Origin of the sequence: Acinetobacter sp. NIPH 2699 (genome assembly GCF_022549355.1) — a bacterium.
Taxonomy (GTDB): Bacteria; Pseudomonadota; Gammaproteobacteria; order Pseudomonadales; family Moraxellaceae; genus Acinetobacter.
The window spans coordinates 18,429-33,956 of the sequence record NZ_JAKZGL010000006.1; the positions used below are offsets into that span (position 1 = coordinate 18,429).

Here is a 15,528-nt window from a genome sequence, read left to right on the forward strand (position 1 = left end):
AATATTAGACCTCTTATATTGTTTTTTTAATTTAGATAAAATAAAAATAAATATAGGAAGTCTAATATATTAAATGTTTTTCTATTGCGAATTAAGCAAAGTCTAACTCTTTCTCAAAAGTTTTGAGTTCGTGACGAGCCATTGCAAGGTTGGATTTACTACGGTCTAGTACAACATAAAGGAATAGATTGCCATTGCTTTCGAGTGGACGAATTAAGTGGTATGCCTTACCAAGGGTAATTAAGATATCTTCGATATCATCATTTAGTTTCAGTGAGTTAGCAACACGGCGTTTTGCCCGTACAACCTCAGTATTACCTGCAGCTGCAAGTTCTAGATCAAGTGAGCCCCCACCTTGTGTTGCCAGCGCTAAGCCACTTTCAGTGTCTACTAGTGCTGCTGCAACGAAACCATCAATGTTTGATAAGCTTTCTAATGAAATTTTAGCCATGATATTATCTCTACTAATACATTCTTGTTTATAAGTTTATATACGCTACTTTTGTTTTAATTGGTTTTCAAAAGTAGTTAATTTCATTATAGGAAACTATTTGATTAAATCAATCATGCTTTAGCCTAATTTAAATAATAGAAATGTTAGTAATTGACAATTTTTGTCAAGTAAACAGATTATAATATTAATTGAGGATTATATTTTGATATAAATGTGATTTCATTCACAGTAATTGGGCGATTTTCTTGTTTTTCTGTATTGTAAATAAATGTAAAAGTAATTTAATTAGAATTTTTAAATTAATAATTAAATTTAATATAAACAAGTATTGAATAGGACAGAGAAAGTTATTAGGCTTTCTCTATCCATGAATTAAATATCTAGATAGAAACTAATTGGCTGTAAGCGCAATATAAAATCATGAGAATAACCAGCGCGACCAAAGGCGCAACAATATAAGACCATGTTGGTGTGGCTGGAGGGGTAACTTCTAATACTGTTTCATCATGCGTATTGGGTTGTGCTTGATGAACCAGTTGATTAAATTCTTGCATGGTTGCTTCAAGAGAGATTTCTTGTTGTTCAACTGGCTTAGAACCTAATAGTTCGGTTAATTGGTTGGTTGACCATACCCAGTCTTCTGCTTGTCCAGATAAATGCTCAATTTGCCCTAACAGTAACTCTGTTAGACCTGCTGGACCAAAACTTCCTGTTTGATCCAATTGTCTTAATTCGGTGAATTGTAACGATAACACCTCAGTGAGACTGGTTTCTAATTCTGATGCGCTGAGTGTTGATTGATTGTGTGCTGAGGTTGTTAGGTGTCGGGTAATTTCTTGGATATACAGTGGATCAGAGCTTTGAACCTCTTGATATAACTTTTGAGAATTTTGTTTCCAAAGGCTGATCAATCGGCCAAGCGCAAGCGCATTGATTTCATCAATATGAAGTTGCTTTTCTTTTTGAGAATATTGAGTAAAAAGTTGTGGTTTTTGAATTTTAATTTGTTCAGAAAAATATTGAACTAAGTCAAATGCCATCAGGGATATCCTCGTTTAATCTAGAATTCTAAGAGAAGGTTTCTTTTTACTTGGTTCAGTTTTTTGCTTTGGTTCATCTATTTGAGCTGTTGTCGTTTCTTGAATGTCGGTATATTCAGAAGGATCGAAGAATAAACCTTGTCCATTTTCTTTTGCATAGATACCCAATACTGCCTGAATGGGTACATAGATTTCTTTTGATACGCCGCCAAATCGAGCAGAAAAATGAATCGCCTCATTGCTGATATTCAGTTGGTGTACCGCATGTGGTGCAAGATTCAAAACTATTTGACCATCTTTCACAAATTGTAGCGGAACATCCGTATGTGGCTGTGTTGCATCGACCAGTAAATAAGGTGTCAGCTGATTATCGCAAATCCATTCATAAATGGCACGAGCAAGATATGGGCGTGTCGGTGTAAAAGTTATTTGCTCAGACATAATTAAAAAACTTATTAAATCGTAGAAATCAATTCATTGTAGCTGTTTTTTTCTTGAGCTGTCATTGATTTAGTGAACGATGGTCGGCTAAAGATACGATGACAATACAAGAAAATAGGTCGGCAGTGCTGTGCAGGCAGTTCAACCCCCATACTTTTTAATCTGAGAAAAATTGGCGCGAGCATACAATCTAAAATGGAAAAGGTTTCAGACATAAAAAACGGAAAATGCTGGAACAAGGGCGTTAAGGAAATAAGGGTATCTCTGAGTTCTTTTTGTGCTTTTTGTTTTTGCTTTGGATCGAGTGTATCGCTATGTCGCAACATCTGATCGGCGAGCTTGAACCAGTCTTGTTCAAAGCGCCAGATATATTGACGCTGTTCGGCTCTGGTCATTGGGGCGTCAGCATATAACTTATTTTGACGGTAGCGATCATCTAAATATTCAGCAATGACATTTGGTGAAAATAACTTTAGATTTTGTTCGATCAGCATGGGGAGTTGATTATACGGATTCAGATCCGCTAAATCTTCATCTTCATGGTCGGTTATGATGAGATGATATTTGATCTGCTTTTCTGCTAATAATAAGCGAATCCAGTGTGAACGGAAATCATCTGCATGACTATAAAGGGTAATGCCCTGAACTGGGGTATTCTCAACCGACGACATATGACAAAGCTAGAGATATAAACGGTTCAGCATACTAAAAAACGCTAGAAAAAGCACCCATGAAATATCATCGTGACTATAAATAAAAAAACCTCGGAGAAATCCGAGGTTTTTTGTCCAATTCGAAAAACGATTAACGTTTAGAGAATTGAGGACGTTTACGCGCTTTACGTAAACCAAGTTTCTTACGTTCGACTTCACGAGCATCACGAGTAACGAAACCAGCTTGACGAAGAGCAGGTTTTAGATCTTCATCAGCAGCGATCAATGCACGAGTAATACCGTGACGGATAGCGCCAGCTTGACCACCAATACCACCACCTTTAACAGTGATGTAAAGGTCGAATTTTTCAGTTACTTCTAAAAGCTCTAAAGGCTGACGCACAACCATACGAGCAGTTTCACGACCGAAATATTGCTCAAGTGTACGGTTGTTAATTACGAGTTTACCTGTACCAGCTGATAAGAAAACACGTGCAGTTGCGGTCTTACGGCGACCTGTACCATAATTAGTAGCCATGTGCTGTATCCCTTAGATGTCCAAAACTTGTGGCTGTTGAGCAGTATGAGGATGCTCAGTACCAGCGTACACTTTCATTTTTTTGATCATTGCATAACCAAGAGGACCTTTTGGTAACATACCTTTAACAGCTTTTTCTAAAACTGCTTCAGGTTTGTGAGCAATTAACTTCTCAAAGTTAGTCTCACGGATACCACCAGGGAAACCAGTATGGCGATAATATTTTTTATCAAGTGCTTTTTTACCAGTCACTTGAACTTGCTCAGCATTGATAACAACGATGTAATCACCAGTGTCAACGTGAGGAGTATAAGACGTTTTATGCTTACCGCGTAAACGACGAGCGATTTCAGTCGCAAGGCGACCTAAAGTTTTGCCAGAAGCATCAACAACATACCAGTCATGTTGAACTTCAGCTGGCTTAGCGCTGAGAGTTTTCATTAAACCACTACCTATTATAGTTGGTTTGGACGGTGAAATCTGTCCAAACAAAAGGAGACGGAATTTTACATGAATTTATAAACACGCACAACAAGAATTCACTCAAGATACTAGAATTTGCTGCAATGTGACTGATTTGGTCAACAACAGGACTTTAATTTTAAGCGCTATTATTTGCCTTGTGGCAAAGATGGGTTTGCCCTATGATTTTATATTAATTAATTGAAATAAATAGAAGTATTAACCTCTTCTTTAGGTGAATTTGATGGAGTTGTCGTTTTCTACAAAAATGATTGTAGTCACAATATTAATCGGTGTTTGTTCAGCGCAGACAAATGCACGGCGACTTTATAAATGGGTAGATCAGAGCAGTGTGACCAATTATTCAGAATTTCAACCTAGAGAGGGAACGTCCAAGAAGCTTGAAGTGCTTGAAAGTCGTGGAACGGGTGGCTATGTTGACCCTGCGATGGCAGTCACTGCTGAAATGAAAGCAATTGAGATTCCTTTGGATCAGACCCATCTTCAAGACCCATCTACAGGTGGGGCTGTATCATCAACTCAACCTCAACCGCCCACCACGCAAACCATTGTGAAGCAAGGCATGCCGACGACGCCATATTTGCCTCCAACTGTTACCGTTGTTACGCCATCTGTAGATAAAAAAGAAGCACAGCCTACCCAGCATGTACAGATGATTGAAAATAAAGAAATCGCGACCAATCCACTGGTCGAGAAGCCAAATAGTGCAGTGATTATGACTGAGAAAAAAGCAGATTTGACTGGGGTTGCGCAAACAGAGAAAAAAACACCATCAAAAATCAATCCTTGGACACGAACTCCGAATTTTGTACCTTCGAATTTAGTACCGCAAAATTTACCTAAAAACGCGACCAGTCAATAATGTGATCGAATTATAAATAGGAAATGCTATAGCTGATTTTAGATTTTGGTTACACTAGCTAGAAATCAAGAATGATTGGCGGTAGGTATGCTCCCTTTATATGTCACTTCAGGTGAACCAGCAGGCATTGGACCTGATATTTGTTTAGCTTTGGCTGAGCGAGTGGATGAACGTCCAATTGTGGTCTTGGCAGATAGGGAGATGTTACAGCAGCGTGCTGATCAGTTGAAAATCTCTGTTGAATTGGTTGAGTATCAAGGACAGCGCCAATCCAGTGAAAAAGGGCAACTTTTTGTTGAGCATGTCCCTTTAACTGAACAAGTTGAACTGGGGCAGTTAAATCCAGCACATGCTGCCTATGTTTTGGAGCAGTTGCGCCGTTCTGCCGATTACGCAATGGCAGGGGCGAGTGTGGGTGTTGCGACAGCACCTGTGCAGAAATCCATTATCAATGATGCAGGCATTGCCTTTAGTGGTCATACCGAATATTACCAAGAATTTGCGGGTATTGATCGTGTGGTGATGATGCTGGCGACCAAGTCATTGCGTGTCGCCTTAGCCACCACGCATTTAGCCTTACGGAATGTACCTGATGCAATTACCAAAGAACGTTTGCATCAAGTGATTGATATTCTGATTCATGATTTAAAAACAAAATTTAAAATTATTCAGCCTAGAATTTTAGTGTGTGGGCTAAATCCTCATGCAGGTGAGGATGGTTATTTGGGGCGAGAAGAAATTGAAGTTATCAATCCTGTTCTGGAAAGCTATCGAGCGCAGGGTATTCAGATGAGTCTGAGTCTGCCTGCCGATACCTTATTTACCCCTGAAAACCTGAAAGATGCGGATGCAGTTTTGGCAATGTATCACGATCAAGGTCTACCTGTGTTAAAATCACAGGGCTTTGGTGAAGCGGTAAATATCACTTTAGGCTTACCCTTTGTTCGAACCTCAGTCGATCATGGTACAGCCCTTTCTCTTGCAGGTACTGGACAAGCAAAAGCATCGAGTTTGCATGTGGCAGTAGATTTAGCACTTGATTTAGCTCGAACCTCCCTCGCGAAGTTTTAGTCACCTCTTACCCTCTTTATCAACGAGGGGAGAATTAAGTTTGGAATATTGAGTATAAATATATGTATCAAATTAATGCCCTAAACCCTAAAGATGAAGGGCATCAGGCTCGAAAACGTTTTGGTCAGAACTTTTTACATGATCAACGTGTCATTGCCAAAATTGTACGCTCGGTAAATCCTCGTACGGGTGAAAATATTGTTGAAATTGGTCCGGGTTTGGCTGCATTGACCTCTCCGTTAATTGGTGAGTGTGACGCTCTCACTGTCGTGGAACTGGATCGCGACTTGGCCGCTGGCTTACCTGCGCGCGTGCCGCACCCTGAGCGTTTGACCATTATTGAAGCGGATGCATTGAAATACGATTTCACTCAATTATTTCAAGACGGTCGTCCACTTCGTGTCGTCGGAAATTTGCCTTATAACATTTCAACGCCTTTATTGTTCCATCTCTTGGAATTTGGTGACAAAGTCAAAGATATGCATTTCATGTTGCAAAAAGAGGTTGTGGATCGTATTACCGCTGTACCTAACACCAAAGAGTATGGTCGTTTGTCGGTGATGATTCAGTATTTCTGCAAACCAACATTTTTATTTGAAGTACCACCAGGTTCATTTAATCCACCGCCAAAGGTGACTTCGGCTGTATTCCGTTTAGAGCCTTATGAAACCAAGCCGATTGTTGCAAATAATGAAAAAGCTTTAGCACGTCTGGTTGGGCACGTCTTCACGCAACGCCGTAAAACGTTACGAAATAGCTTGAAAGGAATGCTGGCTGAAGATGGTTTTGAAAAAGCAGGCGTTGATCCAATGGCACGTCCAGAGACCTTAAGCTTGGCTCAGTTTGTCGCGTTATCTGATCAAATGGTGCAGTAATGTCTAAGCGCTATAATTATGTCATTGGTGATGTGCAAGGTTGTTTCGAAGCACTTAAGGCATTATTGAAAGAAATTCGCTTTGATCCTGATCAAGACTTTTTATGGTTTGCTGGTGATTTGGTGGCGCGTGGTGAAAACTCAGTTGGCGCATTACGCTTTGTTAAAAAGCTCGCTGATCGCGGTGCTGCCGCAACGGTTTTAGGCAATCATGATTTGACCTTGATTGCTTGCGCACGTGGCTTTAAAAAAGTCAAAGACAAGGATCGAATCCAAGACATTATTGATGCGATTGATGGCGATGAGCTCATCGACTGGTTGCGTAAGCAACCGTTGTGTTTACTGCCCAATCAACACACGATTTTGACGCATGCCGGTGTTCCTTTGTTGTGGGATGCTGAGCAAACTGAACGTCATGCTCGTGAAGTACAAGATGTTGTGGGTCATGATGATTTAACTGTGCTCGATCATTTTTTGGCAGAAATGTTTGGTACACAACCTGATGTTTGGTCTAATGATTTAATGGGTATGGCACGTCTGCGTTGTATCACCAATTATTTAACCCGTATGCGTCTGACCGATGTGGATGGTCGTCTTGAGTTTAGTTTTAAAGAGGGCTTAGACGCGCCAATGCCAGAAGGGTTTCAGCCTTGGTTTGATTTTGAAAGTCCGACTGCGCAAACCCACCAGATTCTTTTTGGACATTGGGCGGCTTTACATGGGAAAACCATAACTTCAAAAATACAGAGTGTTGATGGTGGTTGTGTTTGGGGGCAGCAGTTGATTGCTTACCGTTTAGAGGATCAGCAGTTATTTAAGGTCGATAATCCATTGGTTTGATGTCAATTCAATAGCTGCTCATGTTTTGATGCTCTGTCTCTGTTCGAGATAGGGCTTTTTTATTTTAACACTGTCAAAAAACTGTCATCTATTGATCATTAAAGTGTCAAAAAATATTTATATGCTTAAAGCATGAAAATAACGACACAAATGGATGGCGATATGCAAAGTACATACGCGACATCTCTATTAAAGCAAGAACAGTTTCCTGAAAGTGTAAAATTTTACTTTAAAAGGAAACAACTTAAAGATCAACAAAATGAATTATCTGAGCTTCAAGATTTAGTTCGTCCCCGTTTAAGAATCGCGATTGTGACTGAAACATGGCCACCAGAGATCAATGGTGTGGCGTTATCGATGATGCAATTATGCCAAGGTTTACAACGTCTAGGTCATAAAATCTTATTGGTCCGTCCGACACAAAAAGAAGTGTGTACAGAATTTCATCCTGATCAAGAATGCTTTGTTCTTGCACAACCGATCCCGAAGTACCCAAGCGTTCAATTTGGTTGGCCACAATATTTAAAGGTTTCAAAAGCCTTTGAAAAGTTTGCACCAGATGTGGTGCATATCGTGACTGAAGGGCCTTTGGGACTTACCGCTTTACAAGCGGCTAAATCTAAAAAAATCGCTGTATCAAGTGGTTTTCATTCTGCGTTTCATGACTTTAGTCGTTTCTTTGACTTGGCTTTTTTAGTAAAACCGATTCAACGCTATTTAACGTGGTTCCATAACAGCACCGATGTCACCTGCGTGCCGAGTCAATATACGGAGCAAGCCTTACGTGGTTTCGGTGTGACCTGTCCATTGGTGGTGGTTGGACGAGGTGTGGATACTGCAAAATTTTCACCAAAATATCGTTCAGCACAATTACGTCAACAATGGGGTGTCGATGCTGATACTCGCGTAATGCTCTATGTGGGGCGCTTATCGCCAGAAAAAGAAGTCGATGTGCTGATTAAAAGTTTCCACGCGCTGCAAGCACAGCAAGGCACAAATTTTAAGTTTGTGATCGTGGGGGATGGGCCAGATCGTGCTCGTCTAGGTAAATTAACCACCTCAAAAGATGTGATTTTCATGGGTAGCCTGAGTGGTCGTGAGCTATCGGCTGCATATGCAAGTGCGGATGTTTTTACCTTTGCCAGTCAAGCAGATACTTTTGGCAATGTGGTACTCGAAGCGATTGCCAGTGGTTTGCCTGTCGTGGCTTATGATTATGTTTGTGCACATCAGCATGTCAAACAAGAGATTACAGGGTGGTTGGTTCCATTGGGGAACACAGCCGATTTAATTCAAGCTATTTGTCATTTACCTGCGCTCCCGCAGTTGAGACAAATGGGCTTACTTGCCAGTGAAAGCGTACAACAATCTAGCTGGCAATTTCCTGTACAACAATTAGAACAAGCACTTTATCAGGTAGCAAGGGAGTCTCCCATGACCTCTACCTAATTTCTCAAATAGGAGAAGATGATGAACTTTCAAAATGCAAAAATAAAAATACTCGATCTCGATTTAAAAGGTTGTCTATACCTTAACCATCTTTCACAGTCACAACGCATCGCCTTATTTTTTAAAACAATTAGTCGTTTAGGTGATGGGCCATTTTGGTATGTGATGTTGTTGTCGGTATGGGTGATGCAAGGCTTGGCTTATGGTCTGCAAATTCTGTATTTGATTGCGGCTGGTTTGGTGGGAACCTTAATCTATAAATTTTTAAAACATAAAACCACGCGTCCAAGACCTTATCAAGTCCACCAAGTGATTGTCTTGGGCGAGCGACCATTGGATCACTTTAGTTTTCCATCAGGTCATACCTTACATGCGGTGATGTTGACGATTACATTGGGTTATATTCAACCTGTTTTACTGATGCTGATGTTGCCATTTACGCTCCTTATCGCATTGTCACGCATGGTTCTCGGGTTGCATTATCCAAGTGATGTGATTGTGGGGGCAATGATTGGTGCATCCGTTGCCAGTGCCATTATTTTACTCGCGCCAAGTTTTAATATTCTTTTATAAGCTATTTACCAGAGAATTTAGCAACACAACACTATCTCTTAAATCTGATGATTTGTTAAAGTAGCTCTAATCATATTTATTTACTCAGGTTGTTATATGGGCTTACGTTGGACAGATACGATGGATATCGCGATTGAATTGGTCGAGGCGCATCCAGAGGTGGATCCGCAATGGATTCGTTTTACCGATCTTCATGCGTGGGTTTGCGCATTACCAGATTTCAATGATGATCCGACTAAATCGACAGAAGGTTTGCTTGAAGCGATTCAAATGGCATGGCTGGATGAGGTTCGTTAGAAATTCATCCGAAATCGTTGAACTTTTACAGATTCAAGCTGATTATTCGCGATGACATCGGTATAATGCGGCAAATTTTTTAGTGTTTAGACCATAATAGGAGCCAACCATGGCGATTGAACGTACTTTATCTATCGTAAAACCAGATGCAGTTGCTAAAAACAACATCGGCGACATCTTTGCTCGTTTCGAAAAAGCGGGTTTGAAAATCGTTGCAACTAAAATGAAACAGCTTTCTCAAGCTGATGCAGAAGGCTTTTATGCTGAGCACAAAGAACGTGGTTTCTTTGGTGACTTAGTTGCTTTCATGACTTCTGGTCCAGTGGTTGTTTCAGTACTTGAAGGCGAAAATGCAGTGCTTGCTCACCGTGAAATCTTGGGTGCAACCAATCCTAAAGAAGCTGCACCGGGTACAATCCGCGCTGATTTCGCTGTAAGCATCGATGAAAATGCTGCGCACGGTTCTGACTCAGTTGCTTCTGCTGAGCGTGAAATCGCTTACTTCTTTGCTGATAACGAGATCTGCCCACGCACTCGTTAATCCAAAGTATTCAAGCCAGATAAGTGGTATACTACTTATCTGGTTTTTTATTTTTTATAGATTGTATTGTGTAAATAATGCACAGTGTTTTCTAGTGCTGATATTGTTTAGGTAAATTCACATGAGTTCTGCAGTCGTCGTTTCATCAGTAAATTCAGATGAAAAACAACAGTCATTCAATACGCCTGTCGTTCAAGCTGCCGACAATAAAGTAAATTTACTTGGCATGTCGCGAGTTGAATTAGAAAAATTCTTTGAAGACATGGGCGAAAAAAAGTTTCGCGCCGGTCAGATCATGAAGTGGATTCATCAATATTTCGTCACTGATTTTGCTGAGATGACCAATATCTCGGGGAAATTGCGTGAAAAACTCGAAAAAATTTGTGAAATTAAAGCCCCAGAAGTGGTTCATCGCAACTATTCAAAAGATGGGACACGTAAGTGGGTATTCCGTGTGGGCGAGGGTGACGGATCTTTAGTTGAAACGGTATTGATTCCTGCGGAAGACAAAACAGGCTCTCGTAAGACTTTATGTATTTCTTCACAAGTGGGTTGTGCATTAGATTGCTCATTTTGTTCGACTGGTAAACAAGGTTTCCAACGTGATTTAACCCCTGCTGAAATCATCGGGCAGCTTTGGATGGCCAATTATTCTTATATGGAAGAAGTGCCTGTGGCAGAGCGTGAGCGCACTGTCACCAATGTGGTGATGATGGGCATGGGTGAGCCATTATTAAACTATGATGCCGTCCTCAGCTCAATGCGCTTGATGCTGGATGATTTTGCTTATGGTATGTCTAAACGCCGTGTGACTTTGTCAACCTCTGGTGTTGTTCCAAAAATTGATCAGTTAATCCAAGATATTGATGTGGCATTGGCGATCTCATTGCATGCGCCGAATGATGAATTACGCAATGAATTAGTCCCCATTAATAAAAAATACCCATTACAACAATTGATTGCTGCATGTCAGCGATATTTGGCCAAAGATGGCAATGAAAGTGCGCGTAAACACGTGACGATTGAATATGTCATGTTGGAAGGGGTCAATGATCACGCTGAACATGCGCAACAACTGGTGAAATTGTTAAAGAATTTACCAAGTAAAATTAACCTCATTCCGTTTAATCCATTTCCGCATGCACCTTATGGACGTTCGAGTCGCAATCGAATCATTGCTTTCCAAAAAACTTTGTCTGATGCAGGATTTGTGTGTACGATTCGTCAGACACGTGGTGATGATATTGATGCAGCGTGTGGACAATTGGTGGGACAAGTTGCTGACCGTACTCGTCGCGCCGAACAGTGGAAAAAGAAAGTGGCGCAACGACAAGAAATTTTGCGCACACAAGGATAAAACTTGGGGATAAAGCGTTGAATACAACTCGACTAAAAACGATTATAGCGACAACAGTTGTACTTGCTGTATGGGGCTTAACAGCTTGCCAAACCACATCATCGACCAAAAATCCTGAAAAGGCCGTGCAGGTTCGTAGCCAATTAGCCGCAGAATATATTCGTAACGGTGATCTGGATGCAGCTAAACGTTCGCTTGACCAAGCTTTAAAAATCAATTCCCGTGATGCAAATGCCAATATGATGATGGGTATTTTACTGCAACAAGAGGGCAGTAAACTCAATATGGAAAAAGCAGACGCATATTTTAAGCGCGCAATTTCTGCTGAACCGAATAATGCACAAGCTCGTAATAATTACGGTACATATTTGTATCAAATGCAGCGCTATAATGAAGCGATTGAGCAGTTCACCCGTGCGGGTGCAACCTTAGGTTATGATCAGCGCTTTCAGGCGTTGGAAAATCTAGGGCGGATCTATTTAATCATAGGTGATGTTGCGAATGCTGAAAAATCATTCAAACAGGCACTACAAGCAAATCGAAATGCAACCATTTCAATGTTAGAGTTGTCGGAAATTTTCTATTTGCAACAAAACAATAGAGACGCAGCACAGTTATATGAACAATATGTTCGTAATGTGGGACAAAAAAACCAAGGTGCACGTGCGCTTTGGCTGGGTATACGCATTGCTCGCGCGAATGCGGATCAATTGGGAATGCAAGTGTTGGTCAATCAATTACGTGCTTTATTTCCAGAAAGTCTAGAATATCAACGTTATTTGCAATTACAGTACAGTACTGAGGCCGTATGGAAATAAATCCAAATTCACATCAGCCAACTGGCTCAAACTCTCCTTCGTCAACTTTGGGAAATATTCAACGACCTGGTGAGTATTTGCGTCAAATTCGTATTGCACAAAAGAAAGAACTTGATGAGATTGCACGTGCAATGAATATGCCCGTCAAAACTTTGAAAGCATTAGAGCAAGATGATTATACGTCATTGCCAGAAGCGACGTTTATCAAAGGTTATTATCGTGCTTATGCAAAATATTTAAATGCAGATGCGAGCGCGATCATTCAGCGCTTTGATGAGATCTATGCAAATGATACTGGATTGAAAGCAAGCCATGCGTTGAATAACTCACCGATTAAAATCATGGGGAAACTTTCAGGTTCGAACAGTGTTCGCAATCGTCAATGGTTAAAGCGTATCGTGATTCTTGCGATTGTGGTTTTGCTTGGTTGGTTCGCTGTGATGGCTGTGCAAAACTGGTCATCAAGCACGAAAGATGACATTGATGTTCCACAGATCACCAATTCAAATATTGAAATTCTCCCAATGGCGAATACCGTCGCAACATCAGGTGACCAGCTTGTCTTGAATTTTAGCCGACCAACGTCCGTACATATTGTGGATTCAACAGCTAAAGTTTTAGCAACAGGTCGTCAAGCATCGACGTTAACCTTGACCGGTGAATCACCTTTCCAAATCCGTTTGGATGATGCGACCGCTGTATCACTCAGTTTAAATCAAGAACAGATTTCCTTGCGTCCTTATACTGTAAATGGTAAAGCTGAATTCCGTTTGTCTCGCTAATGCTAAAAGGTAGAGCTATACGATGATCGTGAACCCAATTAAGCGTCGCCCAACACGTAAAATTCGTGTGGGGTCGGTGTATGTCGGCGGTGATGCCCCGATTAGTGTTCAGAGTATGACCAATACTGAAACCTGTGATGTAGATGCGACTGTCGCGCAAATCGAGCGTTGTGCAGAAGCTGGTGCAGACATTATGCGTGTTTCTGTGCCTTCGATGGAAGCCGCAGAGGCTTTCGGTGCGATTCGTAAACGTGTTTCTGTGCCCTTAGTGGCAGATATTCATTTTGATCATCGCATTGCTTTGGCTGTGGCGGATTATGGCGCAGATTGTCTCAGGATTAATCCGGGTAATATTGGCTCTGATCAAAAAGTACGTGAAGTGGTTGCCGCTGCCAAACATCATGGTATTTCAATTCGTATTGGGGTGAATGCAGGGTCATTGGAAAAAGATTTACAAGCGAAATATGGCGAACCAACTGGACAGGCTTTGCTTGAATCGGCCATGCGTCATATTGATATCCTTGATCGTTTAAACTTTCATGAGTTTAAAATCAGTGTAAAAGCATCGAATGTATTCTTAACCATGGATGCTTATCGTTTGTTGTCACAACAGATTGATAATCCATTACATTTAGGTGTGACTGAAGCAGGGATTTATCGTACAGGTACGGTGAAATCAGCAATTGCGCTTGGTGGATTACTGATGGAAGGGATCGGCGATACCATGCGAATTTCGCTTGCTGCTGAACCTGAAGATGAAATCAAAATTGGCTTTGATATTTTAAAATCTTTGAGTTTGCGCTCAAATGGAATTAACTTTATTGCTTGCCCGAGTTGCTCACGTCAAGAGTTTAACGTGATTCAAGTGATGCAAGCATTAGAAGAGCGTTTAGAAGATATTCGTACACCGATGGATTTATCTGTGATCGGATGTAAAGTGAATGGTCCGGGTGAAGCCAAAGAAGCCGATATTGGTATTGTTGGTGCCTCGCCACGTTCACTGGTCTATCGAAATGGTGAGAAAAGCCATTTAATTGACACCAATCAGTTGGTTGATGAAATTGAATCAATGGTTCGTCAACGCGTTCAAGAGATTGAAGAAGCTAAATCTAAAGAAATTATTCGTACAAGTTTTTGAGTAGGTCATGAGTTCAATCGTCGCGATCAAAGGTTTTAATGACACCCTTCCAACGCAAACTGCGGCTTGGAGAAGTCTGGAACAACAACTTGCATCTTTAATGGATGCATACGGTTATCAACAAATTCGGCTACCTATCGTAGAACAAACGGGTTTATTTAAACGTGCCATTGGTGATGCAACCGATATCGTTGAAAAAGAAATGTATACCTTTTTTGACAAAGGAACGCCGCCAGAATCACTGACCTTGCGTCCTGAAGGGACAGCAGGCTGTGTACGTGCCATGTTGGAACATAACTTATTGCGTGGTGCTACACCGCGTGTTTGGTATGTCGGCCCCATGTTTCGCTATGAAAAACCCCAAAAAGGTCGCTATCGCCAGTTTCATCAGTTTGGTGTAGAAACCTTTGGTGTCGCTACGCCTGATATTGATGCGGAAATCATTTTAATGACCGCACGCTTGTGGAAACGTATGGGCGTGGCAGACAAAGTGCAGCTTGAAATCAATACATTAGGCGAAACCGATGAACGTGCTGAATATCGTGCCGCATTGGTTGAGTTTCTAAATCAGCACAAAGATGCGTTAGACGAAGATTCACAACGCCGTCTCAGCACCAATCCATTACGTATTCTGGACTCTAAGAGTGAATCGACTCAAAAGATTTTAGAACATGCGCCAAAGTTGCATGATTTTCTGAAAGAAGACTCAATCAATCACTTTGAACAATTAAAGCAATACTTAACCGATGCTGGAATTGAATTTGTGATTAACCAAAAACTGGTACGAGGCTTAGATTACTACAACAAGACGGTTTTCGAGTGGACCACCACCATGTTGGGTTCACAAGGAACGGTCTGTGCGGGTGGTCGTTATGATGGTCTGGTTGGCCAGTTGAAGGGCAAAGCGGATCAATCTGTGCCTGCTGTTGGTTTTGCGATGGGTATGGAGCGTTTGCTGCTGTTACTCGAGCAAGTAGAGCAAGTGAAAATTGTACGTGACTGTGAAGTGTTCTTATTGGCTGAACCTGCTTATCAAGCAAAAGCACTGCTATTGGCTGAGCAAATTCGTGATCAACTGGAAGCAGTAAATAGCCCAATTCGCCTTAAAACAGGCTCTCAAGGCAGTATGAAAAGCCAAATGAAAAAGGCAGATCAATCTGGTGCGATCTATGCCGTGATTTTGGGTGAGCGCGAGTGGGAATCACAACAGCTTTTGGTGAAGGAGCTTGCAACTGCTGAGCAGTCACAAGTTGCTTTAACAGCGCTTACGTCATTTTTTATCGAGAAATTTAAACAATAAAATATTTAGGAAAAGGA

19 protein-coding genes are annotated in these 15,528 nt (G+C 41.2%); 13 read left to right on the forward strand and 6 right to left on the reverse strand.

Annotated features, from left to right (window positions below):
* Window positions 1–91: 91 nt before the first annotated feature.
* The 6 genes from MMP72_RS07815 to rplM form a co-directional block, all read right to left on the reverse strand.
* Window positions 92–451, reverse strand: a complete 360-nt coding sequence (locus MMP72_RS07815; protein ID WP_241316116.1) for a roadblock/LC7 domain-containing protein — start codon at window positions 449–451, stop codon at window positions 92–94.
* Window positions 452–834: 383 nt separating this feature from the next.
* Window positions 835–1,494, reverse strand: a complete 660-nt coding sequence (locus tag MMP72_RS07820; protein ID WP_241316117.1) for a hypothetical protein — start codon at window positions 1,492–1,494, stop codon at window positions 835–837.
* A gap of 15 nt (window positions 1,495–1,509) precedes the next feature.
* Window positions 1,510–1,935 carry a ClpXP protease specificity-enhancing factor gene (locus MMP72_RS07825; RefSeq protein WP_241316119.1) on the reverse strand — a complete coding sequence of 142 codons (426 nt, stop codon included), beginning with the start codon at window positions 1,933–1,935 and terminating at the stop codon, window positions 1,510–1,512.
* A gap of 14 nt (window positions 1,936–1,949) precedes the next feature.
* Entirely contained in the window at window positions 1,950–2,606 is a 657-nt protein-coding gene (locus MMP72_RS07830) for a glutathione S-transferase N-terminal domain-containing protein (RefSeq protein ID WP_241316120.1), read from the reverse strand.
* Window positions 2,607–2,739: 133 nt separating this feature from the next.
* Window positions 2,740–3,126 carry a 30S ribosomal protein S9 gene (gene rpsI / locus MMP72_RS07835; RefSeq protein WP_241316121.1) on the reverse strand — a complete coding sequence of 129 codons (387 nt, stop codon included), beginning with the start codon at window positions 3,124–3,126 and terminating at the stop codon, window positions 2,740–2,742.
* Between the two features lie 12 nt (window positions 3,127–3,138).
* Entirely contained in the window at window positions 3,139–3,567 is a 429-nt protein-coding gene (gene rplM / locus MMP72_RS07840; RefSeq protein ID WP_005056027.1) for a 50S ribosomal protein L13, read from the reverse strand.
* A 265-nt stretch (window positions 3,568–3,832) separates the two neighbouring features.
* Here rplM and MMP72_RS07845 point away from each other — a divergent pair, with 265 nt between their 5' ends.
* From MMP72_RS07845 to hisS, 13 genes are all read left to right on the forward strand, one after another.
* Entirely contained in the window at window positions 3,833–4,471 is a 639-nt protein-coding gene (locus MMP72_RS07845) for a hypothetical protein (protein WP_241316122.1), read from the forward strand.
* An 87-nt stretch (window positions 4,472–4,558) separates the two neighbouring features.
* On the forward strand, window positions 4,559–5,542 hold the full coding sequence (pdxA, locus tag MMP72_RS07850; RefSeq protein WP_241316123.1) for a 4-hydroxythreonine-4-phosphate dehydrogenase PdxA: 984 nt from the start codon (window positions 4,559–4,561) through the stop codon (window positions 5,540–5,542).
* A gap of 62 nt (window positions 5,543–5,604) precedes the next feature.
* A complete protein-coding gene (rsmA, locus tag MMP72_RS07855) occupies window positions 5,605–6,417 on the forward strand; it encodes a 16S rRNA (adenine(1518)-N(6)/adenine(1519)-N(6))-dimethyltransferase RsmA (RefSeq protein WP_241316124.1) in 813 nt (270 codons plus the stop codon).
* Window positions 6,417–7,256, forward strand: a complete 840-nt coding sequence (locus MMP72_RS07860) for a symmetrical bis(5'-nucleosyl)-tetraphosphatase (protein ID WP_241316125.1) — start codon at window positions 6,417–6,419, stop codon at window positions 7,254–7,256. The genes rsmA and MMP72_RS07860 overlap by 1 nt, the downstream gene beginning before the upstream one ends.
* Before the next feature lie 162 nt (window positions 7,257–7,418).
* Window positions 7,419–8,705: a glycosyltransferase family 1 protein gene (locus MMP72_RS07865; RefSeq protein WP_241316126.1), complete on the forward strand. Its 1,287-nt coding sequence runs from the start codon at window positions 7,419–7,421 to the stop codon at window positions 8,703–8,705.
* Window positions 8,706–8,726: 21 nt separating this feature from the next.
* Complete coding sequence (locus MMP72_RS07870) at window positions 8,727–9,278, forward strand: phosphatase PAP2 family protein (protein WP_241316128.1); 552 nt, start codon at window positions 8,727–8,729, stop codon at window positions 9,276–9,278.
* Between the two features lie 96 nt (window positions 9,279–9,374).
* Complete coding sequence (gene iscX, locus MMP72_RS07875) at window positions 9,375–9,575, forward strand: Fe-S cluster assembly protein IscX (protein ID WP_241316141.1); 201 nt, start codon at window positions 9,375–9,377, stop codon at window positions 9,573–9,575.
* 109 nt (window positions 9,576–9,684) lie between these two features.
* On the forward strand, window positions 9,685–10,116 hold the full coding sequence (gene ndk / locus MMP72_RS07880) for a nucleoside-diphosphate kinase (RefSeq protein WP_241316143.1): 432 nt from the start codon (window positions 9,685–9,687) through the stop codon (window positions 10,114–10,116).
* A gap of 121 nt (window positions 10,117–10,237) precedes the next feature.
* Entirely contained in the window at window positions 10,238–11,473 is a 1,236-nt protein-coding gene (gene rlmN, locus MMP72_RS07885; protein WP_241316145.1) for a 23S rRNA (adenine(2503)-C(2))-methyltransferase RlmN, read from the forward strand.
* Between the two features lie 17 nt (window positions 11,474–11,490).
* Window positions 11,491–12,291, forward strand: coding sequence for a type IV pilus biogenesis/stability protein PilW (gene pilW, locus MMP72_RS07890; RefSeq protein ID WP_241316146.1), 801 nt, complete (start codon window positions 11,491–11,493; stop codon window positions 12,289–12,291).
* Window positions 12,282–13,073 (forward strand): helix-turn-helix domain-containing protein, encoded by a 792-nt coding sequence (locus MMP72_RS07895; RefSeq protein WP_241316147.1) that lies wholly within the window; start codon window positions 12,282–12,284, stop codon window positions 13,071–13,073. The genes pilW and MMP72_RS07895 overlap by 10 nt, the downstream gene beginning before the upstream one ends.
* A gap of 22 nt (window positions 13,074–13,095) precedes the next feature.
* A complete protein-coding gene (gene ispG, locus MMP72_RS07900) occupies window positions 13,096–14,211 on the forward strand; it encodes a flavodoxin-dependent (E)-4-hydroxy-3-methylbut-2-enyl-diphosphate synthase (RefSeq protein WP_241316148.1) in 1,116 nt (371 codons plus the stop codon).
* Between the two features lie 7 nt (window positions 14,212–14,218).
* Window positions 14,219–15,511 carry a histidine--tRNA ligase gene (hisS, locus tag MMP72_RS07905; protein ID WP_241316149.1) on the forward strand — a complete coding sequence of 431 codons (1,293 nt, stop codon included), beginning with the start codon at window positions 14,219–14,221 and terminating at the stop codon, window positions 15,509–15,511.
* Window positions 15,512–15,528: the final 17 nt, after the last annotated feature.